Here is a 21,963-nt window from a genome sequence, read left to right as displayed (position 1 = left end):
ATGTCGATGATCGCCTTCCTGATCGCCGCCGTGTTTCTGCCGTTGTTTCCGCTCAGCATGGTGTTCAACCGACTGTTCGCGCAGATGGACAACGTCTGGATGCGCATGGGACTTCTGCTGCTGTGGCCGCAGATCGGCGCGTTGCTGCTCGCCGCGACCGGGCAGGTGCCGCCGGTATGGCTGGTGTATTGGGCCGTGTTGACCGCGTGTCTGTACGCGTTTCGGGCGGTGTCGCTGCGTGAACTGGGCCTATGGACGTCACACATGGCGACGTCCGCCTGGTCGTTCCTGTGGCTGTCGGCATTGTTCGTAGATGACGGGCGCGACCTGGCCCTGCAGGCTGCGGGGTTCAGTGCCCCGTTCGTGCTTCTGGCGTGGTTGGTCGCGCGCGTCGAATCGATCTTCGGCGCCGCCTATGCCGGTGCCGTCCGCGGACTGGCGCAGAACCTGCCGAGGCTGTCCGGCATCCTGGTCGTTGCGATTCTGGCGGCCGTCGCCACACCGGTCTTCCCCGGCTTCTTCAACCTGCTGAAGACCGTCACGCAGGCACTCCCCGTGGTGCCCTGGGCAGCGCTCGCGGTGCTCTTGGTCTGGCTTTTGTGGGCCTGGTCCGGTGCGCGCATCACGCGCGGGCTGGTGGTGGGACCGGGATGCGCCGATCCGAAACCCGATCTCAGTAGATCGGCATACATCGCACTCGGCCTCGTGCTGCTGCTGCTGATACTCGCCGGCCTGTTGGCTTGGGGGCAACTGCCATGAGTCCACCGATCGGTCAAAAGCTGCGTGTCCGGGCGATGATCTACGTCGCCGGCGAGCCGGTCCCGTTTTTCTGGCCAATGCGGGCGTTCATCCACCACAACCCCCTGCACGGACTCGAACAGTTGCCGTTCGAGCAGGCCGTGGAAAAGGGTTCGCGGCTGTTCCATGCACGCGGATTCCTCCCCAGGTCCACATACCGGCGATACCTTGCCAACGGCGAGGTTGACGAACGCATACTCAGGCACGGCGTGCGGGGCTTCGTGGAGCAACATTCCCCGGCGCTGCCCTTCGACCTCACGGAATGGCTGTGGGTCGAACTTACCGAACACGACCGGGTCACGGTCGAGAAAATGACCCTCGCCGACACCGCCGACGTCCACAGCGTGCTGTCGGGATCAACGCTGCCGGCGCGTAGTGACTCAGACGCCGCAACGCTCGTTGCATGGCTCGAGGAACATCTGCTGCGCGAGCGACCGTTGTACGAGGTGGTCGACGCCCTGTACGGCACCACGATCGGCACCGAGCTCGACGAACGTGTCATTCGAGCCTGTCTGGATTTCTTCGATGAAGGACAGTCGATCTGGGTGATGCCGAACCGTGAACGCGGTTTTTTCAGAGCATGGCTCGACGTGGCAGGTCGGGACGTGCGGCAAACGCTGGAACGCCTGCTACGGCATGCGGCAAAGCCGATGGATGCCGACCCGGAGACCGTCATTGCGCGCGTCCTGGCCGAGCTGCAGGTCCCTGAAGAGGACTGGGTGGCATATTTCACCCAGGAACTGGCGCGTCTTCACGGATGGGCGGGATTCATCCGATGGCGTTCGAACGCCGGCCACTATTACTGGGAGCAACGCTACCCTGGTGACCTCGTCGACTATGTCGCCGTGCGCATGCTGCTGGCCCTCACGCTTCTGCGCAAGCGAATCCATGATGGGCGGTCGTACACGGTCGGTGGCCTCGCCGAAACGGTGCACAGCGATCCGCAGCAGGCCTATCTGCGATCCGAGTTCCATGCGCCGGGTGATTTCGTTGCGATGGCACATGATCTCGAGGATGCACTCTTGCGCCGCGACAAACGGCATCTGGCCAAGGTGTTTGTGGAATACCGCGAACGCAAGCGCCGCTTCGAAGCCGAGCGTCAGGCCGCCCGTCTGGTCGCACTCGCAGATCGACTCGGGGCCTCGCAGGCGCTACACGCGTTGTCTCTCGACGAGCTGCACGCGCTGCTGGGAGCGATGCGCGATTTTCGCAACCGCGAGGGCATGGTCTGGCTCGAGGCAATGGAGGCCAGGGCCATCGCGGGTTTGTTGCGTGGTCTGAATCCAGGTTCTGCGCCTCCGCGTGAGAAACGGCCGTTCGCCAAGGCGATGTTCTGTATCGATACCCGCTCGGAGCGGATCCGCCGCAATCTCGAATCCGTCGGTGACTACGAGACCTATGGCATAGCAGGCTTTTTCGGTGTGCCGGTCAGTTTCATGGAACTGGGCAAGGGCAGCGAGAACCATCTGTGTCCGGTACTGTTGACGCCGAAGAACCTGGTGCTCGAGATGACGTCGACGGGCGTGCACGACGCGGTGGCGCTCAGCGCGCTGGAAAAGGCGATGCACGAACTGAAAGAGTCCGTGCTGACACCATTTGTCACTGTCGAGGCGATTGGACTGCTGTTCGGATTCGACATGGTCGGCAAGACACTGCTGCCGACCGGCTACAACCGATGGCGCGAGCGTCTGCACGAACTCAAGCCCCCGACGCACCTGGTGATCGACAAGCTGAGCCGCGAGCAGGCCGACTCGATCGTTCGCGCCGTACAGCGGGCGGTGATCGTAAAGGCGGTCGAACAGGAGTTTGAGCTCGAACCGGAGCGGATCACCGATACGATGGTACGCGAACTGCGCGAAGCAGCCTTGGATCACCAGGCAAGCTGCCCGGAATTCGGTGCCGCGCTGGCGCTGAACGAAGACCGCATCGACACGTTTGTGGGTCGCCTGCGCAGCGCCTACCGGATCAACCAGTCGTTCGCGCAACTGCAACTCGAACGCCTCGGCCGAATCGGCTTTTCCCTGGACGAGCAGACGCGATTCGTCACCCAAGCGCTGAAGTCGATCGGGCTGACCGATGAATTTTCGCGTTTCATCCTGCTGACAGGGCACGGCAGCCGTTCGGAGAACAACCCCTACGAGTCCGCTCTCGATTGCGGTGCCTGCGGCGGCAGTCACGGCCTGGTGAGCGCGCGGGTACTCGCACAGATGGCGAACAAGCCGGAGGTGCGTCGTCGTTTGCGGGCCAAGGGCATCGATATTCCAGATGACGCCTGGTTCGTACCGGCATTGCACAACACCACGACCGACGAGATCAGCCTGCACGATCTGGCCTTGCTACCGCCATCGCACCTGATCTACCTGGATCGCCTGCGCAGCGGCCTGAGTGCCGCATCCCGCCTATGCGCCCAAGAGCGGGTGCCCAAGCTCACCGCGCCGGGGCAGGCGGTCGATCCGGCCGCTGCGTCGCGGCTGGCGCGCCGCAATGCGATGGACTGGTCTCAGGTCAGGCCCGAGTGGGGCCTTTCGGGCAACGCCTATTTCGTCATCGGCCGCCGCTCCCTGACCCAATCGAAGGGATTGGACGGCAGGGCTTTCCTTCACTCTTACGACTATCGCGTCGATTCCAGGCGCCGTCTGCTCGAGAACATCCTGACCGGACCCTTGGTCGTCGGCCAGTGGATCAACATGGAGCACTATTTTTCGACAGTCGACAACGAACGCTTCGGCAGCGGCAGCAAGGTCTACCACAACGTCGCCGGGCGCTTTGGCGTCATGACCGGCAACCTCAGCGATCTGCGGACCGGCCTGCCGGCTCAGACCGTCCTCGACGGTGGCCAACCCTACCACCAACCGATGCGCCTGATTACCGTGATCGAGGCGCCGTTCGAACACGCGGTCAAGGCCGTGGAGGGCGTCGTCGCGGTCAAGCGCCTGGTGCGCAACGGCTGGATTCGCCTGCTGATCATCGACCCCGAGACATCGACCGTGTGCCTGTACGAAGACGGCGAGTGGCGGCAAGCGCTTGTCGGAGGCGACGTCGACCCGATTTTCCAGGAGCCATGCAGTCTATGAAGAACCTCAACTTCAGCCCGTTGAAGAAGCTCGAGATCATTCTGGGCGGAGAACACCGCAGCTTTGCGACCGACCTGCTCGACCGTGCCGGTGTCAAGGGCTACACGATCATCAACAACCTGTCGGGCAAGGGCAGCCACGGCTTCCATGAGGGGCACCTGATGTTCAACGAGGACGACGTGCTGATCATGATCATCGCCGCGGTGCCCGAAGAGCTGGTCAACCCGATCCTTCAGGGCTTCGCACCGTTCTACAACGAGCACTCCGGTGTGGTGTTCATCTCCGATATCCAGGTCACGCGCCTGGTCAAGTTTCGAGGTTGACCGCTCGTGATGCCGCGACATGCCGGCGGTACGCCGGTGCGCGCCGTGCATCCCCGTGCCACCACTTACATAGATATTGATCTATCAAATTCGAAGATAGGATTTATTGGAAGCATCACCTGCTGTCTACCTATGCTTCGTCACACATCAACGGAACGCTTATCTCACCGCCAACCCAGCAACCGAACAGGAGTTGATCATGGCTGTTAAGACATATGACGCGGGTGTAAAAGAATACCGCGACATGTACTGGACTCCGGACTATGTGCCGCTCGATACCGACCTGCTTGCGTGCTTCAAGTGCACCGGCCAGCCCGGTGTGCCGCGTGAAGAGGTCGCCGCCGCGGTGGCCGCCGAATCCTCGACCGGTACCTGGAGTACCGTGTGGTCGGAACTCCTGACGGATCTCGAATACTACAAGGGCCGCGCCTACCGCATCGAGGACGTGCCCGGCGACAACGAGTCGTTCTACGCGTTCGTTGCCTACCCGATCGACCTGTTCGAAGAGGGTTCGGTGGTCAACGTGCTGACCTCGCTGGTCGGCAACGTGTTCGGCTTCAAGGCACTGCGTCACCTGCGTCTCGAAGACATCCGTTTCCCGATCGCCTACATCAAGACCTGCGGCGGTCCGCCGGCCGGTATCCAGGTCGAGCGCGACCGTCTGAACAAGTACGGCCGCCCGATGCTGGGTGCCACCATCAAGCCCAAGCTGGGCCTGTCGGCCAAGAACTACGGCCGCGCCGTGTACGAATGCCTGCGTGGCGGCCTCGACATGACCAAGGACGACGAGAACGTCAACTCGCAGCCGTTCATGCGCTGGCGTGATCGTTTTGAGTTCGTCGGCGAAGCCATCCAGAAGGCACAGCAGGAGACCGGTGAGCGCAAGGGTCACTACCTTAACGTCACCGCGCCGGACCCGGAGCAGATGTACGAACGCGCCGAGTTCGCCAAGGAAGTCGGTTGCCCGATCATCATGCACGACTTCCTGACAGGCGGCTTCACCGCCAACACCGGCCTCGCGAACTGGTGTCGCAAGAACGGCATGCTGCTGCATATCCACCGCGCGATGCACGCTGTTATCGACCGTCATCCGAAGCACGGTATCCACTTCCGCGTGCTGGCCAAATGCCTGCGCCTGTCGGGCGGCGACCACCTGCACACCGGTACCGTCGTCGGCAAGCTCGAAGGCGATCGCCAATCCACGCTGGGTTTCGTCGACCAGCTGCGTGAATCGTTCGTACCGGAAGACCGCTCGCGCGGCGTGTTCTTCGACCAGGACTGGGGTTCGCTGCCAGGCGTAATGGCGGTTGCGTCCGGCGGTATCCACGTATGGCACATGCCGGCGCTGGTCACGATCTTCGGCGACGACTCGATGCTGCAGTTCGGTGGCGGTACCCAGGGGCACCCGTGGGGCAACGCGGCCGGTGCTGCGGCCAACCGCGTCGCACTGGAGGCATCGGTCAAGGCTCGCAACCAGGGCCGCGAGATCGAGAAAGAGGCACGCGACATCCTGACCGAGGCGGCGAAGAGCAGCCCCGAGCTGGCGATTGCGATGGAGACCTGGAAAGAGATCAAGTTCGAGTTCGACACCGTGGACAAGCTCGACGTCGGCTGATCGCCGGTGCGCAACCACGCTTACAACTCAGCTTTGTTTAATGAGGATTGACTGATGCCAAACACAACCATGGGTGACTTCCAGACAGCGCAGACGCTCGAGACCTTCGGTTTCCTGCCCAAGCTCACGCAGGACGAAGTCTACGACCAGATCGCGTACCTGATCGCGCAGGGCTGGACCCCGGCGATCGAACACGAGCACCCGAGCAACTCGTTCAACCACTACTGGACGATGTGGAAGCTGCCGTTCTTCGGTGAGCAGGACCTGGGCAACGTCGTGGCCGAACTCGAGGCCTGTCACCGCGCCTATCCCGACCATCACGTGCGCCTGCTCGGCTACGACAACTACACCCAGAGCCAGGGTGTCGCGTTTGTGGTCTACGAGGGGCGCGCCTGACGGCACGGTTACGGGTACCACGGAAAGCGGCGAACAGCAGCAAGACACACACGGGTGACAGCATGAAACAGCAGGGCGGTGCACAGGGGTTGAGCGGTCGGGCATTGGCGTTGGCGCGGCGCAAGGCGATGTCGGGTGCCGGCAAGGCAGCGCTGGCGTCGCCGGCACCCAAAGCCGGCGCAGCGTCGAATCCCACACCTGCGCCTGTGGCTGCACCCGTGGCGTCCCGCGCCGCCATGCCGGCTCCGGCATCCGGTGCTGCATCGGGCCGGGCCGCGTCGCTGGCACGGCGCAAGGCCATGTCAAACCGTGGCAAGGTCGCAGTGAACAGCAAGGACCGTGTCCGCAGCGGGCAGCCACGCCCGGCACCCGCCGTTGACACGGCATCGCAGGCGGAAACCACGCGATCCGGTTCGAAGCGCAGTGGTTGCGGTTGCGGTTGCAAGGACGACAGTGCCGTCTCCGCAGCGAAGGCCAGGCCGGCACCTGCCAATGGTCGCGGCAAGCCGCGTGGCCCGCGTCGACCTGGCATTGCGTCGAACCCCGGACGCGCCGCTTCGCTCGCACGGCGCCGCGCACAGTCGACGCGTGGCAAGGCGGGCATGAGCGCGTCGGGTATGACGGCCGCGCAGACTGCGCGAGCCACGAACCCCGACCTGACCGGCCGCGAACTGGCGCGCGTGCTCCGTGAGCAGCGCAGCAGGCGTGGCAGTGCCGGACAGAAGAAGTCCGAGCCGACCGGTCGCCAGCGCCCGGCGCGTAGCAGGCCTGCCGCGGCAGCACAGGATGCTCCGTGGAAGGTCGGTGCCAGTGAGACCACGCATGGCCAGACCGTGACCGGCACCATGGTCGGCCGCAGCCAGAGCGTGACCGGCGACGAGCCGAGCACCTGCCGCGCCGTGACCGGCACCGAATACATGGGTGCCGACATCTTCCGCGAGTACTGCCAGAGCGAGCCGGGCAAAGGTGTCCGCCGGGTTGGTGTGAGTCCGACCGCGCGCGGCAACAGCGTGACCGGCAACGAGGTCGGGCGTAGCAACAAGGTGACCGGTGACGAGCCCGGTACCTGCAAGCGTGTGACCGGCACCGAGTACGTCGGCGCCGATCAGGCCGAAGCATTCTGCGGCACCCGCAGCGAAGCAGGCCCGGCCAAGCACTCGCGCAGCGAGACCCGTAAAGGTAAGGGCGTCACCGGCAATAACGTCGGCCGCTCGGACAAGGTGACCGGAGACGAGGTCGGGGCGCAGCGCGCACTGACGGGCACCCAGTACATGCAGCTCGGCGACGGGCAGGCACCGGCAAAGGTCGGCCAGAGTGCGACCCTGCGCGGTGGCAGCGTGACCGGCACCATGGTCGGACGGCGTCAGGGCATGACCGGCGACGAGGCCGGCAGCTGCCGCAACGTAACCGGCGACGACTACCTCGGCCAGGAACAGTTCCGCGACTTCTGCGCCGCGACGCCGGCGCCGACCGACCGGAAGATCGGTGTATCGCAGACTTTCGGTGGCAAGGCCGTGAGCGGCACGATGACCGGCCGTTCGCAGCGCGTGACCGGTGACGAGCCGGGCACCTGCAAGACGATCACCGGCACGCCCTATGCCGGTGCCGAGCAGTACCGCAATCACTGCGAATCCGACAACTACTTTGGCGCCGATGCACGCATGCGTCCCAGCAAGCGCCAGTCCGGTGCGCCCATGACCGGCCTGCAGCCGTCGGTGGGCGGCAAGATGACCGGCGACAGCAAGGGTGCGTGTGAGCCCGTCAGCGGCACGCCGTACGTCGGTGCCGACCAGGCCGCCGCGGCATGCCCGGCGAGCGCCGCCGAACCCGGCAGCCCGGATTTCCCGCAACCTCTGGGTGAAACCGCGTGGGGCGCGTTCAGCGTGACGTCGCCGATGCACGCGGCTGAGGCGCCGCAGGCTGGTGGCGGCGTGACCGGCTCGCACTACGAGGCGGGCCAGATCACCGGGCCGTTCGGCAAGGCGGCAGGCCGCGTGACCGGCACCGAAGAGGCGCGCTTCGGCCGCCGCGAACCGGTCAACAGCGACATCCAGGTCGAGGCGCCGTTGGTTGAAGGGCGCGTCAAGTCGCGGATCACGGGCGAGGGCATCAGCGCGGGACTGAAGATCACCGGCGACGACTGGGATCGCGGTGATCGTGTCACAGGTACCGAGGGTACCTCGGCGAAGGCTCGCAACCAGACACGCCGCGGCGGTCCAATGAACGCGATGGCCGGGCGTGTTGCCGGCGCCCGCAACGAAGATGTGCCGGAGCCTGTCAGCAAGGTGACCGGTGGCAGCGGGAATACCGAGAAAGGCGCGCTGATCACCTACTCGGGCGGCGCCCGCGGTTGAGTGACGGCACAAGGGTAGACAGCGATGCAACGCGCATTCAATCCATCGATGAGCCGTCAAGTCCGCGCGTCCGGCACCGCGCCGCTGCGCCGGCCCGGCGCGGTCGGCGGGACCGGTGGCGGCGTGCGCCCGTCGGGGCAGGTCGCCCACGTGCTGTGCCGTGAGCACGAGAATGCCCGGCTGTACGACTACGAGCATGGCGTCAAGTCGGCCTTCGAGGCCATCGTGCCGACCCTGAAGCGCGTCTCAGCGCTGCAGCACGAAGAGGATTTCGAGACTCTGGCGCAAGACATCGCACGGCGCGAGCTTGGCTTCGAGCTGCCGCCCGAGATCCTTGCCGATGCATGGGTCGAACAGCTCGACATGCGTCGCCTCTTCGCCTGGTGCGTGTTCGCGACCTACCGTCGGTTCTGCGACGCGTTTTTCGCCGCCGATCCGTTGGCCGCTGACGACAGTGGTGATTTCGATGCGTTTCTGCAGTCGTGCGGCTTTCACACGCTGGACGTCTCGCCGTGCGCCGACGGCCGCCTGGCGCATGTCATACGTTACGTGTTGCGTCTGCCGCACCGCGCGGTGCGCCGCAAGTCGTATGCCGGTGCAATGTTCGACGTCGAGGACAGCATCCAGAAGTGGGTCGAGACCGAGATGTTGCGTTACCGCGAGGGGCGCCCGAACACCGCCGACGCACCGACCCGGTACCTCAAGGTGGTTGCCTACCACTTCAGCTCGGTCGATCCGCAGCACCAGGGCTGCGCCGCGCACGGCTCGGACGATAGGCGCGCCGCGACCGCAGGGCTCAACAAGCTGCTGGATTTTCAGCGCGCCATCCAGAACAGCTTCTGCTGCGGGGCGTCCATCGACCTGCTGCTGATCGGCGTCGATACCGACACCGACGCGATCCGTGTCCACGTACCGGACGGCACCGGCGCGATCGACCTCGAGCGCTTCGTAGACGCACTCGCAATCTACGATGCGAGCGCCCGTCAGCAGGCTGCACAGGCGATCCGTTCGATCGATGACGCGGTGCGCACGACATCGCCGGACGTCGCACCGGGCATGGCGCAGCTGATCGCCCGGCTGATCGAGAACAACCTGTCGCAGATCGCCTACGTACGCCGGTACCACGGCCGGCACTACGAAGACATCGGGCATGCCGAACGCTTCATCGGCGCCGGGGTCGGTTTCGAGGAGATCCAGCTGCGTAACCTGATGTACTTCGCCTACCTCGACACGGTCGAGGAGGCCACGCAGGATCTCGACGTCGGCATTCGTATCTTCACCGGTTTGAACGTCGAACATGGCCTGCCGGTGCCGATTGTCGTGCGCTTCGACTACCACGGCCAGGTGCCGGGCGCACGCGAGCGTGCGATTGAGCACTGTCAACGCGTGACCGATGCGCTGCAGGGACGTTATACCGAACTTGCGCAGCGCGGCATGCTGCACGTGATGCAGGCGGTGCGCGACTGCAACGCAAATGCGCCGATCGAGGTGCTCGCGTGCACGGCGCACGCCGCATCCAAGGCGGGGGGGCACTGATGAAGATCTGTCAGGTTGAACGGCCGCTCGTGGCAACCAACCGCATTCCCGGCCTCGAGCACAAGCACCTGCAAGTGGTGCGAGACGGCTCAGCGACCGCAGTCGCGGTCGATGCGGTCGGCTGCATCCCGGGTGACTGGGTGATCTGCGTCGGCAGTTCCGCGGCACGCGAGGCAGCGGGCAGCAAGGAATACCCGAGCGACCTGACCATCGTCGGCATCATCGACCGATGGCCGCCGACGGAGGAGAGCTGAATGGAGATCTTCCAGGTCGAGTCGCCGCTGGTGTGCACGCGTCGCGTGGACGGACTGAAACAGGTGAGCCTCCGCGTGCTGCGCGATGCCACCGGCAAGCGCCAGGTCGCGGTCGACCCGGTCGGTGCGCGGAGCGGTAACCAGGTGTTCACCGTCAGCGGTTCGGCGGCACGCTACGCCGCGGGTGATTTCGATGTGCTTACCGATCTGACGATCGGCGGCATCATCGATCACTGGGATGAACAACCCGGGACGCCGGCAGCCTCACGCGACGAGACACCGGCAACGGTTTGAGATTGTGATGACAAACAAGCAAGTCAGCAGGAGACACAACGATGGCAAGTGAAAACTACGGTATCGCACTGGGCATGATCGAAACGCGCGGGCTGGTACCCGCCATCGAGGCCGCGGATGCCATGACCAAGGCGGCCGAAGTCCGCCTGATCGGGCGCGAATTCGTCGGCGGTGGTTACGTCACGGTTCTGGTGCGTGGCGAGACCGGGGCGGTCAACGCTGCGGTACGTGCAGGGGCCGACGCCTGCGAACGCGTCGGTGACGGGTTGGTGGCGGCGCACATCATTGCGCGTCCGCACCGCGAGGTCGAGCCGGTACTCGGCAAGCAATGACATCGGCAACCGCGTGTCCACGCGGTGCCGGGAAATGAATCCTTACTTCGATAACGGAGATTAGAAAATGGCAAGTGAAAACTACGGTATTGCACTGGGTATGATCGAGACGCGCGGGCTGGTGCCGGCGATCGAGGCGGCTGACGCGATGACCAAGGCGGCCGAAGTCCGCCTGATCGGTCGCGAATTCGTCGGTGGCGGTTACGTCACCGTGCTGGTGCGTGGCGAGACCGGTGCGGTCAACGCCGCGGTGCGCGCAGGGGCCGACGCCTGCGAGCGGGTCGGTGACGGTCTGGTTGCCGCGCACATCATCGCGCGTCCGCACCGCGAGGTCGAACCCGTGCTGCCGACCGGTGGCGAGTCGACGTCGGCACGTGCGGCCTGAGTCGATCGGCGACGCGGCTTGACTGAGGTGGACTGATGTCGGCGCCACGCACCGACCAGCGCATCCTGGGCTACCTGGGCCGTGCCCTGAGCCTGGAGCTGTCGGCGGTCCAGATGTACAGCACCCAGGCGCGACTCGTCGCGACCTGGGGGCTGGACGAACCGGCGCGGCACCTGCGTCAGGAGGCGCACGAGGAAATGCAGCATGTCGAACGGATCATCGCGCGCATGCTGGCCCTCGGTGTGGCACCGAACGCCTCGCAGCTCAGGCCGGTCCAGTTGGGCAGCGACCTGCGGTCGCTGTTGCAGGCTGATTTCGTGTTCGAGACGGAACTGGTACAGCTGTACCTGGACGCCGCCACGCACGCTGCACGCATAGGCAGCCACGACGATCGGGTGTTTTTTCAGGGCCTGCTCGATGAAGAACAGGCGCACGCGCGGGAGTTGACGCAATGGTTGCAGGAGCTCGATCGCCCGCTGGAGGAGTCCCGCGAACATCGGGTCCGCGGCTGAACCCACTGCATAGGCCCTCAAGGAGACTACTGATGAACCAACCTTGGCAAGAACGACCACGGCCGGCTCGACTGGAACGGCGCTACGAATTCGAGAATTATCTCGCGTTGCGCGACTTTCTCGACTGTGCTGCCGAGCTCTCCGAACGCGAGGGCCTGTATCCCGATATGGGCTTCGGCCGCGACTACGTGAACATCACGATCCATGCGGACGAGGGCAGTGCGTCGCTGGCTGACAAACAACGCCGATTCGCCACACTCCTCGACGAGCTGTGTCCGACCGGCGCGGCCGCGTGACGGCCGGCGATGCCGGTTATCGCTCTGGTCGGGAACAAGGGAGGGGCGGGTAAGACCACCCTCTGTGTCAACCTGGCCACTGCGTTGTTTCGAAGAGCACCAACGGTGGTCCTCGATGCCGATCCGCAACGGTCGTCCCTGCAATGGCGCGATCTTGCGGAACGCGAAGACGCCGTGCCGGTCGTCGACGCCGTCGACCAAGTGGACGAGGCGATACGCGGTGCCCGAACGCACCACCGGTACGTGGTGGTCGACTGTCCCCCCTCTGTACACGCCGTGCAGACCGAGCAGGTGCTGGCCTCGTGCGATATCGCGCTGATCCCCGTGCAGCCGTCGCCGTTGGATATCTGGGCGACGGTGCACATCGAGGACAAGGTGGGCGACGTGCGACGGGTCAATCCAGATCTGCGCGCGGTGCTGGTAATCAATCAGCTCGAGCCGCGCACCAAGCTGTCACAATTGATGCACCAGGCACTCGCCGAACTCGGGCTGCCTGCAGCGCAGACTGCGATCAGGCGCCGGGTCGTCTATCGCAGCAGCGTCCTGGAGGGGCGCACGGTGATGGACCTGGGTAGCCAGGGGGCAGCGGCTGCCGACGAGATTCGCCAACTCATCGAGGAGGTATTGAGCGTATGACTGCGAAAGACAACACGGGCGACAAACTTGTCGCGTCGATCCGACGCACCAAAACCGGCGCCACACGGCAGAGTGGCGAGGGCACAGCCGCGAAGACGACGGCGCGCCGGCAACCGGCCGCAAAGAGCAGCCCGCCGGTAAAACCGGATGCTGCTTCTCAGGCGACAGACACCAGAGACCCCTACCAGGCTGCACGGCGCGTCTGGCCGGATTGATTGCCTTGACGCCGGCCGGTCCCGTGGGCACGTGGATACTCCGAACGACCGGATGTCCGGCGGCGCGCTCCGGGGGATAATGATGCCCGGGGTGATCGACATCCGCGTCCACCGGATGCAGACGGCGCGACCATGAAGTCGCGGCCGGTCGACACACCGAGCAGTGAATCGAACACACATTAGGGACCATTGATGCCTCCTTACAGCGACCAGACGTACACGCCACCGGCCGCGATGCCGGATTATCTGATTCGGCATGCAACGCTGCGCCAACTGCAGGTCTTCGAGGCGATCGTCCGGCTCGGCAGCTTCACCCGCGCGGCCGAAGAGCTGTTCCTGACCCAGCCGACGGTATCGATGCAGATCAAGAAACTCGCCGACTCGATGGGTCTGCCGCTGTTCGAGCATGTCGGACGCAACGTCCGCCCGACCGAGGCGGGACTCGAGCTCTATCAGGCCTGCCGCAAGATATTCGAGACCCTGGCCAACCTGGAGATGAAGATGGCCGACCTCAAGGGCATCAAGCGGGGCCGCCTGCGACTCGGTGTCATTACCACCGCCAAGTATTTTGCGCCGGAGATCCTGGGCGAGTTCTGCCAGATCTATCCCGGAATCGAGGTCGCCCTCAAGGTCTCCAACCGTGACCGGATCATCGATCGCATCAATGCGAACGAGGATGACCTGTACATCATGGGTCAGGCGCCGAGCGATCAGTTCGCGGTCGAGGCGTTTCCGTTTGCGCCCAACCCGCTTGTGGTGATGGCGCCGCGCAACCATCCGCTGGTGGGCCAGAAAAACATCCCGCTTTCACGCATTGCCGAGGAACCGTTCATTCTACGGGAGCCGGGTTCCGGTATTCGCGATGCGACTTTGAAGGCTTTCGACAAGCTGGGACTGCGGCCCATGGTGCGCATGGAACTCGGCAGCAACGAGGCGATCAAACACGCGATCGTCGGTGGACTGGGGTTGTCGGTGCAGTCGCTGCATACGCTCACGCTGGAAGGTCCCGATGGCCCGGTCGCCATCCTCGATGTCGAGGGTTTTCCGATCATGCGCCAGTGGTATCTGGTACACCCGAAGGGAAAGGAACTGTCGCTGGTCGCGCAGGCCTTCCTTGAATACGCGCTCGAGATCGAACCGCGCATGCGCGAACGCATGGAATCGCTGTGGCCCAAGCTCAGCAAAGACTTCAAGTCCGTGAAGAAGTCGAGTGCCCCGGCGCGCGCCCGTTCAAAGGCCTGATCGCGTTCCCTAACCGACCGCCTGGCCGTGCGGCCTAAGCGGTGGCCAGGTGACCGACGCCACGCAGGCGGCGGGTTTTTTCGACCATTCTGTACGTCGAGCGGTTGTTGTTGAACCGCGCGACGCGGTGCAACGGTACCCAGAGCACCTGGTGGGATTCATCATTGCCGGGCACTGTCAGATCATCGTCCATCTCGACCAGGAAGCGGACGTCGATGTGCTCGTGCTGCGGCCCGCGCTCGCTCGCCGGGATGCTGTGGATGTCCACGTCGAACACGGCCCCGTCGACCAGCCGTATGTGCGACGGGTCCAGTCCGGTCTCCTCCGAGGTCTCACGCAACGCGACGCGCAGTATGTCGGCGTCGCCGTCGGCATGTCCGCCCGGTTGAAACCATTGATCATGCTTGCGGTGGTGCATCAGCAACACCTGATCCCGCCGCGGATTGACCACCCAGGCCGATCCGGTCACGTGAGCGGGCCACAGGTCGCAGTGAAAGCAGTCGGCATGTTCAGTCACGAAGTCCCGCGCGCGCGCCAGGTATGCCGCCTCTTCCTGAAAGCGGGTCTGGTGGGCATCGAGCAGGGCAAGCAGTTCGCGGCGGTGCATCAGCGTGCTCCCATCGTCAGGTCCCGGATGGATTCTCGACCGCTGCTATCGCGGCCGCGGCCGCCTCGTCCACGTCGCCCTCGCGACCGGACAGGATCAGGCGTCCGAAGGCACCGACGGCACGCACGTCTATCAGCGTGATATTGGCGGCCTTCTCGGCCTGGTTTGCGGCGTACACGATGTACCCGGCCGGTTCTGTCTCGAGAATGAACATGCTCTGCCCGGGCAGGATCATCGAGCCACGTCGGTCCTGGCGGTTGATCAGCACGGTGTGGTCCGGGGTCATGCCCCGGATCACCTCCTGCCAGGCGATCCGGCACGTCTGGCGGTCGTGGACCGTCGCATTCATGTTCGACAGCACGATGCGGCCGGCTTCGCGCACGTCGCTCTGATCGCGCTGATGGATCACCATCGAGCCGTAGGCGCGTTCGACCACCTGTTGGGCGAGGTGCACGCGGGTCGCCTTGAGTGCGATGTCGGTGAGGCGATGCACCGCCATGCCGGGCGACACCTCGACCCACAGGCACGCATCGCCGGGTACCGGCAGGAAACCCTGCGATACCGTTGCCATGTAGGCGGCCAGCTGCGGCTGCAGCGAATCGATGTAGACGTAGGTTCTGAGTTTGATCATCCGGTTCAAAGGCCAGGGCCGACGGGGCCACGCCTGTCACCACCGTGCGTGTCGGTGAGTGCGCCGCTCCGCCGTGGTGCCGGACCTCTGGACCGGGTTCGGGAACGCGGTTCAGCTACCCGCGGCCGGGTGGGCTGTGCACCACGAAAGAGAAGCGACTATGACAGCTGTAGTCCTCGATATTCAGTCGTATGTGATGATCTGCGTGGCTCGTGCGGCAGTGCTCGATTTCACGATAGATCTTCAATGAGTCTCCGTTGTAACAACTCGATTGTCCCCATACCTGCCACGGCGTGAAGCGCGGCGCCATTGCGGGCGTGTGCTCGATGCAGATCACACAGCCCTGGCGCAGACAGCGTCCGATCTGTCCCAGCGCGCGATCTGTGGGTGCCTGGCTACCGACGTTCTGCTTATCAGCTTGCATATTCTCGTCTCGCGGGTAGTGGATTTACCTGCCGAGCGCCGCACCGGTACAAAGGCCACGCGGGTACGACTCGGCGAGACGAGAGTAGACACTGGCGACGCGCAACTGAAATTGCAATTTGCCGTCATTGCCATCAACCTCGATCTATACGCTATGGGTATGCAGACATTCATCGATTTCAACCTCGATACCTGCACGCATTCCAGGTGCGACGGAAAAATCGGGCCGCCGGTCGTTCCCTCGACCGCCGACCCGGTACGGCATCATTTATATCCGCTGCGGCGTTGTAAGGAATAAGTGATAGTTTCGATTGGATGTATCGATGATCGTCGATAAAAAGATCCGGGTACGCGAAGCTCTCCCGTGCGATTTCGAACCGCTGCCAGTACAACCCCGGCGCTACGCGGTCCGAGTCGGTCGGGAAACCATCCCGTACGCACAGGTCGTTGCATCCACCGCGCCGTGTCAGCCTACAGACCCTGCATCACGACCGACGAGCAGATACTCGAGGGCATGGCGTTTCCAACCCGGCGGCAGGCTGTAGGCAGGCACCGCGTCGATGGTGTAGTCGGCGCCGTCGGTGATGGCGTTCGCCGCCCTGATGCCGCTGCGTACCGCTGGCCCGATCCCCTCAGCCAGGTCGCGGGTCGCCAGTCCGGCCGCGTCTCCGATCACGAAGGCATTGCCGAGGCGCTGGATATCGACCCGGTCACGCAGATAGTAGGAGTAACCGCTCGGCGAGGGCGCGAGGGCGTCGGGGATCAACCCCCGGCGGCGCAGCGCCGCGATGAAATGTTCCCAATGGTCGCCGAGGTGCTGGCCCCTGCGCTTCAACCTGGCCGCGAGTGCGCCCACCCCGAGATTCAGATAGCCGTCCTGCTTCGGCACATACCAGCTGTAACCGGGCAGGCCCTTCGCGAAGAACCACAGGTGGCAATCTCCGTCCTGCCAGTCACACGGCAGTTCGTGCTCCAGCGCCGCGACCTGCAGCAGTCTGGCGCGCGGATTGGCCGCGCGGAACAGCGTGCGGTACACCGGGCAGCCGGTTCCGCCGGCGCCGACCAGGTAGGTACATTCGAACGCATCGTCGACGACGAAGCGGTCAGCACGCCGATCGATACGCTTGACTTCGTGCTGGATATGGGACGCCCCGGAACGCTGCAACAGCCAGTCATCGAACTCGTAGCGACGGATCGAGTGCTGTGGCGAGCGCAGCGGCGCCGTCACACCAAAGACGTGGACCTGGGTCGTCGGAAAGCTGAGGAAGCGATGCGGGTAGGCCGCGACGTCCATTTCCAGATCAGTCACGACCTCTGGCGTGATCCATCCCGCGCACAACTTCAGGCGCGGAAAACGCGCCTTGTCGAGGATCAGGCAGTCCAGGCCGCGCCGCCGCAGCTGCCAGGCGCAGGTCGATCCCGCCGGACCACCGCCCACGATGATGACGTCAAAGTATGTCAACCGATGCTCCGGCGATGGCCTTGTGAACCCGATTCGTTGATCCGATTTTGGCACTGCCGGGACGAGCTTGTTAACTTATGCATGGGAGATCGCAAGGGTCGCGCGTCCACGGATGCGGGACCACGGCAAGTCCGACGGTGCCCATGGCAGAGGCCTGTCGGCCCGACTAGGGATGAGGGCGTTTGGCGATGGGCGGCGAGAAGAACATGTCTGCTGGGCCTCCGCCGGGAAGCAAAGAGGTGCTGCGCGGGGTCACCGGGCCGGCGTCAGCGAACGATCGAAAGTCGCTGGCAGTAGAGCGCTACCTGCTCCGCAGGTTGCTTGAATCTCTGGGGCGAATGCCGTTGCGTTGCGACCTGTGGGACGGCGCCAGCGTGAGCGCGCGCGGTGTCACGCCCGTCTGCGACCTGCACATCGCCGATCGTGTTGCACTGTGGCGGCTGATGATCGATCCCGAGTATCAGTTCCCGGCGATGTATGTGCAGGGGCGGATAGGCCTGGGCGATGACCTCGAACGCGTCCTCCAGGTCGTGCAGTGGCACCGGTTCGACCTCGAGCCGAACTCACTGCGCCGCCGCCTGCACTCCGCCGTGCTGCGTCCGCGTTCAGGTTCGCCGTCCAGCGCGCGGGACAATATCCACAGCCACTATGACCTGGGCAACGACTTCTACCGGCTGTGGCTGGACGAGAAGATGCTCTACACCTGTGCCTATTTCCCGACACCCGAGACCTCGTTGGAGGCAGCACAGGTCGCGAAGATGGACCTTGTATGCCGCAAGCTGCAGCTGCGCCCGGGCGAGCGCGTCGTCGAGGCCGGTTGCGGCTGGGGTGCTTTGGCGCTGCACATGGCCCAGCACTTCGGGGTGAAGGTGCGCGCGTTCAACATCTCGAAATCGCAGCTGGAATGGGCCCGTGAGCGTGCAGTCGAACAGCGACTGACCCATCTGGTCGAGTTCGTCGACGGCGACTACCGGGAGATCGACGGACGCTACGACGCCTTCGTATCGATCGGAATGCTCGAACACGTCGGGCCGCGGCACTATCCGGAACTGGCGGCGGTCATGGATCGCAGTCTCCATCGTGACGGCAGAGGGCTGATCCATACGATCGGCACTGATCGACCGGGGCCACTGAACACCTGGATCGAGCGCCATATCTTTCCCGGGGCCTACCCACCTTCGCTCGGCGAGATGATGCCGCTGTTCGGGCCCAGCGGCTTCTCGGTCCTCGATGTCGAGAATCTCCGGTTGCACTATGCCCTGACACTGCGGCACTGGCTGAAGCGTTTCGACAGTGCACAAGAGACGGTTCTGAAGACGTTCGGACAGGAATTCCTGCGCGCATGGCGGTTCTACCTTGCCGCGTCTGAGCTGGCGTTCACCACCGGCCACCTGCAACTGTTCCAGGTGCTGTTCGCGCGCAAGGGCTGCAACGACATCCCCTGGTCACGCGCCGCTGTCTACCGCGACGGCGGCTTCTGAATCGGACACGGTGCCGGGGGGGAGAAGCGAAGATGTCTGCTGCGCCAGTCGTCCGTCAGGTCCTGACAAGAGACTGCAGATGGCGCTCCACCTCGTTGCGGAAATCCTCGTACGCCTGGTCGGAAAGAAATCGACTGGCGGTGTGCATGGCGTCTTCAGCAAGGCGGATGCGCACCTTCGCGCCTTTCTTGTTGCCCTGTCTGGCAATCCGGCAGGCGATATTGATATGTTCGAAAGTGTTTGCCTTCAGGGTTTCTTCAATGTGCGGGTGGCCGGCGATCGTCTTTTGCACATAGTATCTGCCCAGTTCGCCGCGCTCCGGAGTCTGAGGCGACACATTGACCGAAGAGGCATCCAGTCCCGCACCAGCCGGCTTCGAGGTTTCTGCAGCATGGGCTGTCGCAGGCCTTTCTTCCACCGGCATTTCTTCGATATGGATTGCGAGTTTTTGCCAGATCTCGTGCTTGTCCTTGGGTTCACCCGTCGTCTTGTCACGGATACGGCGGTGCCACATGTGTGACGTCACTGTAAGCAGCAGATGATGCAGGAAATCGATCAGATCCCTCAGATGACCATGCGGAGGGCTTTCCGACGCGCCGCCGTGATCAGGAAGTGTGGACTTCGTAGCCATTGTCTTTCCTGTAGCAAAGAGTTTCCGAGCTATACGAGGGATTAAAGGGGGCAGCGTATCCTCGACTGCCGCTTTCCGGGTATCGGCAGCGTCCGGATAGGCTTGATCGAAGGTTTCGGAAAGGGGTCATCGCCACACGCCGCATGTTCGCGAATTGGTGCAGTAACGCTATGACAGGGGAGCGTCGGGGACGCTTGGTCGATACGTGTATTGATTGCCAGGCGATCGCCTGGATTGGTGGGCGCGGCTGGGTTCGAACCAGCGACCCCTGCCGTGTGAAGAGGGGCTCACTGATTCTCAGGAACCATCATTCGATCAAGTCGCTTTCCGGGCTTAGTGACGCGTCCATCGACCAGCTCGGCAAACAGTTGTTCACTCCCGGCAATGCGGGCGGTGTGATTCAGGAGATGCCGACGCGAGGTATTCCTGAGCCGATGATTCGGAGTTGCCTGAATAGGTTCTCGCGTGGGAGCGCGAATCTTGCTCCCGCCGCTGGACTCCTGGTCGGAAAGCCATGTGACGAAGGCAATCCCGTTTCTCAAGCGCAATGCAGAGCACGAACTACGGCAGTTGATTGCCAATGCCAAGCGGAACCAACCAGCGGTTATACAATCCCGCGGATGTCGCCGACAGGACGGCGACCGACATCAATCGCATTCTCTCGCCACATTTGCGGGCAGTCAGAGTGTTTGCCCAGGAAGAAAGCCAAGACCCCGTCGATACCAAGAGAAACCAGAGCAAACAGTCATGATGCTGCCATGTCTCGGCAATCGCTACACGAGCAACGGGTGAAAACATTCAATGGTCTAACAGCGAGTGCTGTAGTGCCGTCAACAGGCCGGATTTTTCGACGTGGGTGTTTGGCGGCAGGCGCCCAGGCAAAACCGGTTTGACGTTGTCAGTATGCGCGGTAATGTGAAATTCGTAGATCAAAGCATCTAGACGGTGCGCATCAGTAAATTGCATCTCATGGTAGACATTAGGTAGGGCAACGCTACCACCTTGCAAACGAGCGATAGCTTCATCTTCAGGCAAAACCTCCTGAGTCGGTGTATACGGCTGATCGGTCACGATGAATGCGATAAAGCGATAGTAGCCATCGGGGACGAAGAACAGTGACCGAACGTAATCGACAAAACTGAAATTGCGGTCGTCACCGGGTAACAAATAGCGAGTGCCTTCTGCCAGCGGTGTTCCGTCAGCATCTGTTTGTTCGAGGCGAGTCACCAATGCGAAACCGTCCGGAGCACGATAGTATCGCCGTTCAAACGTGGGAGTGGCGGCGGCTGCGATGAATCGGTCGAGCGCAATCGCATTGGCCAGCTTGAACCGCCAGCCACAATACCGGACGAACAGAGTCTTCGCTGTACGTGGCTGAGGGTTGCTGCTGGATTTCTGACTTAGTTGGCGATCGTACGCTTCCGTCTTCTGCTGAAACCGATCCACCCTGCAGAAAGCAACGCGATCGTAGCGGGGACTGGGACCGCATTGGGATCGGCACCAAAACCCAGAAATACACCGGAGCCAGAATAGACCTCTACGCCCTGGGCTACGTCTACGCCGGCTGTAGCCGTGTTTTCTCCATCGAACACGAAAGATGCGATCTGCCCGAGAGAACCGGAACCGCCAAACAGCGACGCTTGGTAAAACACGTCATAGGTTTCGCGATTCGTCGGGAGTATCAATGTGCCGTCCACAAAAGCGTTTATCGGCATCCCGACGATGTCGGCCATTGGATCGCTTATGGAGTCTGTAGCTGTTTCAAACAACAGGGCTTCGCCAGATCTGCCGAACCAGTCGGTGTAGTCGACAAGCCCTCGTTCGAATACGCCGACGGTCACCCGCCATGAGAACAGCGGCGAATCGAGCGTGTCGATTGTCACATCAACATCCAAAACGGCATCAAGGCCAAACGAAAAGTAGGCATCTGTTCCCATGCCGTTTACGAACGTCACAGTATCGCCCATGATTCCTTGGCCTGACGCAGAAGTGCTCGGTCCGCTGGCCGCAGCAAACAGCTTCATCTCTCCGGTCGCCAGATTGACGTCGGAGCGTGCTTGTCGGGCGGCATCGTTAAAGCCCACGTCGTTTTGTGTGGCCCCGTCTACAATGAGTCCGTCGATTAGAGTTCCAGAGCCGAACGTGACAACAGGGCGGACGAAGTATGCGTTCGCGCTTGCAGCGAACAACAAGGTTCCAAAACCAACGGCGAAACGGGTCACGGCACTATTCATGTTATTGTCTCCTCGGATAAGAAAGCGTTTTTTGCCTTGATAGGCAAGTTCTGTGCCCTCCTATTTAGATCAAACACTTACATGATTTGGATTCCGAAAATGTAAAAACGTTTGACGCGTGTATGTTCACAATCGACCTAGTCCCGGATTGCCTTGGTCAGTGAAATGTTCGGCTTTGGCAAGTGAGGCTATCGGGGCGTTCTGATGGTCACGCCCGCCTCACGCTGGCGTT

General features: G+C 63.1%; 24 protein-coding genes. 17 read left to right on the top strand and 7 right to left on the bottom strand.

The window, feature by feature from the left end:
• From H6955_19415 to H6955_19345, 15 genes are all read left to right on the top strand, one after another.
• Complete coding sequence (locus H6955_19415; protein MCP5315736.1) at nt 1-759, top strand: hypothetical protein; 759 nt, start codon at nt 1-3, stop codon at nt 757-759.
• Complete coding sequence (locus H6955_19410; protein ID MCP5315735.1) at nt 756-3,872, top strand: DUF2309 domain-containing protein; 3,117 nt, start codon at nt 756-758, stop codon at nt 3,870-3,872. The genes H6955_19415 and H6955_19410 overlap by 4 nt, the downstream gene beginning before the upstream one ends.
• Nucleotides 3,869-4,195, top strand: coding sequence for a P-II family nitrogen regulator (locus H6955_19405; GenBank protein MCP5315734.1), 327 nt, complete (start codon nt 3,869-3,871; stop codon nt 4,193-4,195). The genes H6955_19410 and H6955_19405 overlap by 4 nt, the downstream gene beginning before the upstream one ends.
• A gap of 199 nt (nt 4,196-4,394) precedes the next feature.
• Nucleotides 4,395-5,810, top strand: a complete 1,416-nt coding sequence (locus H6955_19400) for a form I ribulose bisphosphate carboxylase large subunit (GenBank protein MCP5315733.1) — start codon at nt 4,395-4,397, stop codon at nt 5,808-5,810.
• Nucleotides 5,811-5,864: 54 nt separating this feature from the next.
• Nucleotides 5,865-6,206, top strand: coding sequence for a ribulose bisphosphate carboxylase small subunit (locus tag H6955_19395; protein ID MCP5315732.1), 342 nt, complete (start codon nt 5,865-5,867; stop codon nt 6,204-6,206).
• Between the two features lie 128 nt (nt 6,207-6,334).
• Nucleotides 6,335-8,560, top strand: a complete 2,226-nt coding sequence (locus H6955_19390) for a carboxysome shell protein (protein ID MCP5315731.1) — start codon at nt 6,335-6,337, stop codon at nt 8,558-8,560.
• Between the two features lie 24 nt (nt 8,561-8,584).
• A complete protein-coding gene (locus tag H6955_19385) occupies nt 8,585-10,096 on the top strand; it encodes a carboxysome shell carbonic anhydrase (protein ID MCP5315730.1) in 1,512 nt (503 codons plus the stop codon).
• Nucleotides 10,096-10,350 carry a carboxysome peptide A gene (locus H6955_19380; GenBank protein ID MCP5315729.1) on the top strand — a complete coding sequence of 85 codons (255 nt, stop codon included), beginning with the start codon at nt 10,096-10,098 and terminating at the stop codon, nt 10,348-10,350. The genes H6955_19385 and H6955_19380 overlap by 1 nt, the downstream gene beginning before the upstream one ends.
• Nucleotides 10,351-10,644, top strand: coding sequence for a carboxysome peptide B (locus tag H6955_19375; GenBank protein MCP5315728.1), 294 nt, complete (start codon nt 10,351-10,353; stop codon nt 10,642-10,644).
• A 41-nt stretch (nt 10,645-10,685) separates the two neighbouring features.
• Nucleotides 10,686-10,976 carry a BMC domain-containing protein gene (locus H6955_19370; GenBank protein ID MCP5315727.1) on the top strand — a complete coding sequence of 97 codons (291 nt, stop codon included), beginning with the start codon at nt 10,686-10,688 and terminating at the stop codon, nt 10,974-10,976.
• Between the two features lie 67 nt (nt 10,977-11,043).
• A complete protein-coding gene (locus H6955_19365; GenBank protein ID MCP5315726.1) occupies nt 11,044-11,361 on the top strand; it encodes a BMC domain-containing protein in 318 nt (105 codons plus the stop codon).
• Nucleotides 11,362-11,396: 35 nt separating this feature from the next.
• Complete coding sequence (locus tag H6955_19360; protein ID MCP5315725.1) at nt 11,397-11,873, top strand: bacterioferritin; 477 nt, start codon at nt 11,397-11,399, stop codon at nt 11,871-11,873.
• Nucleotides 11,874-11,905: 32 nt separating this feature from the next.
• Nucleotides 11,906-12,169: a 4a-hydroxytetrahydrobiopterin dehydratase gene (locus tag H6955_19355; protein ID MCP5315724.1), complete on the top strand. Its 264-nt coding sequence runs from the start codon at nt 11,906-11,908 to the stop codon at nt 12,167-12,169.
• 9 nt (nt 12,170-12,178) lie between these two features.
• Nucleotides 12,179-12,805: a ParA family protein gene (locus H6955_19350; protein ID MCP5315723.1), complete on the top strand. Its 627-nt coding sequence runs from the start codon at nt 12,179-12,181 to the stop codon at nt 12,803-12,805.
• A 407-nt stretch (nt 12,806-13,212) separates the two neighbouring features.
• Nucleotides 13,213-14,262, top strand: coding sequence for a LysR family transcriptional regulator (locus tag H6955_19345; protein ID MCP5315722.1), 1,050 nt, complete (start codon nt 13,213-13,215; stop codon nt 14,260-14,262).
• 34 nt (nt 14,263-14,296) lie between these two features.
• On the opposite strand, the gene H6955_19340 is transcribed toward H6955_19345, so the two are convergent.
• The 3 genes from H6955_19340 to H6955_19330 form a co-directional block, all read right to left on the bottom strand.
• On the bottom strand, nt 14,297-14,869 hold the full coding sequence (locus tag H6955_19340) for an NUDIX hydrolase (protein ID MCP5315721.1): 573 nt from the start codon (nt 14,867-14,869) through the stop codon (nt 14,297-14,299).
• Between the two features lie 16 nt (nt 14,870-14,885).
• Nucleotides 14,886-15,500 (bottom strand): BMC domain-containing protein, encoded by a 615-nt coding sequence (locus tag H6955_19335; GenBank protein ID MCP5315720.1) that lies wholly within the window; start codon nt 15,498-15,500, stop codon nt 14,886-14,888.
• 115 nt (nt 15,501-15,615) lie between these two features.
• A complete protein-coding gene (locus H6955_19330; GenBank protein ID MCP5315719.1) occupies nt 15,616-15,924 on the bottom strand; it encodes a ribulose bisphosphate carboxylase small subunit in 309 nt (102 codons plus the stop codon).
• On the opposite strand from H6955_19330, the gene H6955_19325 reads away from it, so the two are divergent.
• Nucleotides 15,919-16,221, top strand: coding sequence for a hypothetical protein (locus H6955_19325; protein MCP5315718.1), 303 nt, complete (start codon nt 15,919-15,921; stop codon nt 16,219-16,221). The genes H6955_19330 and H6955_19325 overlap by 6 nt on opposite strands.
• A 168-nt stretch (nt 16,222-16,389) precedes the next feature.
• Here the strand turns inward: H6955_19325 and H6955_19320 are convergent, their stop codons facing one another.
• Nucleotides 16,390-17,385: an NAD(P)/FAD-dependent oxidoreductase gene (locus H6955_19320; protein MCP5315717.1), complete on the bottom strand. Its 996-nt coding sequence runs from the start codon at nt 17,383-17,385 to the stop codon at nt 16,390-16,392.
• A gap of 206 nt (nt 17,386-17,591) precedes the next feature.
• On the opposite strand from H6955_19320, the gene H6955_19315 reads away from it, so the two are divergent.
• On the top strand, nt 17,592-18,866 hold the full coding sequence (locus H6955_19315; protein ID MCP5315716.1) for a class I SAM-dependent methyltransferase: 1,275 nt from the start codon (nt 17,592-17,594) through the stop codon (nt 18,864-18,866).
• Between the two features lie 55 nt (nt 18,867-18,921).
• Here the strand turns inward: H6955_19315 and H6955_19310 are convergent, their stop codons facing one another.
• The 3 genes from H6955_19310 to H6955_19300 form a co-directional block, all read right to left on the bottom strand.
• Complete coding sequence (locus H6955_19310; protein ID MCP5315715.1) at nt 18,922-19,497, bottom strand: hypothetical protein; 576 nt, start codon at nt 19,495-19,497, stop codon at nt 18,922-18,924.
• A 798-nt stretch (nt 19,498-20,295) separates the two neighbouring features.
• Complete coding sequence (locus H6955_19305; GenBank protein ID MCP5315714.1) at nt 20,296-20,724, bottom strand: hypothetical protein; 429 nt, start codon at nt 20,722-20,724, stop codon at nt 20,296-20,298.
• Between the two features lie 173 nt (nt 20,725-20,897).
• Complete coding sequence (locus tag H6955_19300) at nt 20,898-21,731, bottom strand: PEP-CTERM sorting domain-containing protein (protein ID MCP5315713.1); 834 nt, start codon at nt 21,729-21,731, stop codon at nt 20,898-20,900.
• Nucleotides 21,732-21,963 lie beyond the last annotated feature (232 nt).

It is taken from the genome of Chromatiaceae bacterium (genome assembly GCA_024235395.1).
GTDB lineage: Bacteria > Pseudomonadota > Gammaproteobacteria > Chromatiales > Chromatiaceae > Thiosocius.
Note: the sequence above shows the minus strand (reverse complement) of the source record. Positions and strands in the feature narration are given on the sequence as shown.

Excerpts from the sequence above, each read along its gene's own strand:
- H6955_19335 (MCP5315720.1), bottom strand. The coding sequence starts at position 15,500 with ATGATCAAACTCAGAACCTACGTCTACATCGATTCGCTGCAGCCGCAG.
- H6955_19330 (MCP5315719.1), bottom strand. The coding sequence starts at position 15,924 with ATGCAAGCTGATAAGCAGAACGTCGGTAGCCAGGCACCCACAGATCGC.
- H6955_19395 (MCP5315732.1), top strand. The coding sequence starts at position 5,865 with ATGCCAAACACAACCATGGGTGACTTCCAGACAGCGCAGACGCTCGAG.
- H6955_19365 (MCP5315726.1), top strand. The coding sequence starts at position 11,044 with ATGGCAAGTGAAAACTACGGTATTGCACTGGGTATGATCGAGACGCGC.
- H6955_19300 (MCP5315713.1), bottom strand. The coding sequence starts at position 21,731 with ATGAATAGTGCCGTGACCCGTTTCGCCGTTGGTTTTGGAACCTTGTTG.
- H6955_19310 (MCP5315715.1), bottom strand. The coding sequence starts at position 19,497 with ATGGCTACGAAGTCCACACTTCCTGATCACGGCGGCGCGTCGGAAAGC.
- H6955_19385 (MCP5315730.1), top strand. The coding sequence starts at position 8,585 with ATGCAACGCGCATTCAATCCATCGATGAGCCGTCAAGTCCGCGCGTCC.
- H6955_19380 (MCP5315729.1), top strand. The coding sequence starts at position 10,096 with ATGAAGATCTGTCAGGTTGAACGGCCGCTCGTGGCAACCAACCGCATT.
- H6955_19350 (MCP5315723.1), top strand. The coding sequence starts at position 12,179 with ATGCCGGTTATCGCTCTGGTCGGGAACAAGGGAGGGGCGGGTAAGACC.
- H6955_19315 (MCP5315716.1), top strand. The coding sequence starts at position 17,592 with ATGTCTGCTGGGCCTCCGCCGGGAAGCAAAGAGGTGCTGCGCGGGGTC.
- H6955_19355 (MCP5315724.1), top strand. The coding sequence starts at position 11,906 with ATGAACCAACCTTGGCAAGAACGACCACGGCCGGCTCGACTGGAACGG.
- H6955_19415 (MCP5315736.1), top strand. The coding sequence starts at position 1 with ATGTCGATGATCGCCTTCCTGATCGCCGCCGTGTTTCTGCCGTTGTTT.
- H6955_19400 (MCP5315733.1), top strand. The coding sequence starts at position 4,395 with ATGGCTGTTAAGACATATGACGCGGGTGTAAAAGAATACCGCGACATG.
- H6955_19370 (MCP5315727.1), top strand. The coding sequence starts at position 10,686 with ATGGCAAGTGAAAACTACGGTATCGCACTGGGCATGATCGAAACGCGC.
- H6955_19410 (MCP5315735.1), top strand. The coding sequence starts at position 756 with ATGAGTCCACCGATCGGTCAAAAGCTGCGTGTCCGGGCGATGATCTAC.
- H6955_19360 (MCP5315725.1), top strand. The coding sequence starts at position 11,397 with ATGTCGGCGCCACGCACCGACCAGCGCATCCTGGGCTACCTGGGCCGT.
- H6955_19405 (MCP5315734.1), top strand. The coding sequence starts at position 3,869 with ATGAAGAACCTCAACTTCAGCCCGTTGAAGAAGCTCGAGATCATTCTG.
- H6955_19340 (MCP5315721.1), bottom strand. The coding sequence starts at position 14,869 with ATGCACCGCCGCGAACTGCTTGCCCTGCTCGATGCCCACCAGACCCGC.
- H6955_19390 (MCP5315731.1), top strand. The coding sequence starts at position 6,335 with ATGTCGGGTGCCGGCAAGGCAGCGCTGGCGTCGCCGGCACCCAAAGCC.
- H6955_19375 (MCP5315728.1), top strand. The coding sequence starts at position 10,351 with ATGGAGATCTTCCAGGTCGAGTCGCCGCTGGTGTGCACGCGTCGCGTG.
- H6955_19345 (MCP5315722.1), top strand. The coding sequence starts at position 13,213 with ATGCCTCCTTACAGCGACCAGACGTACACGCCACCGGCCGCGATGCCG.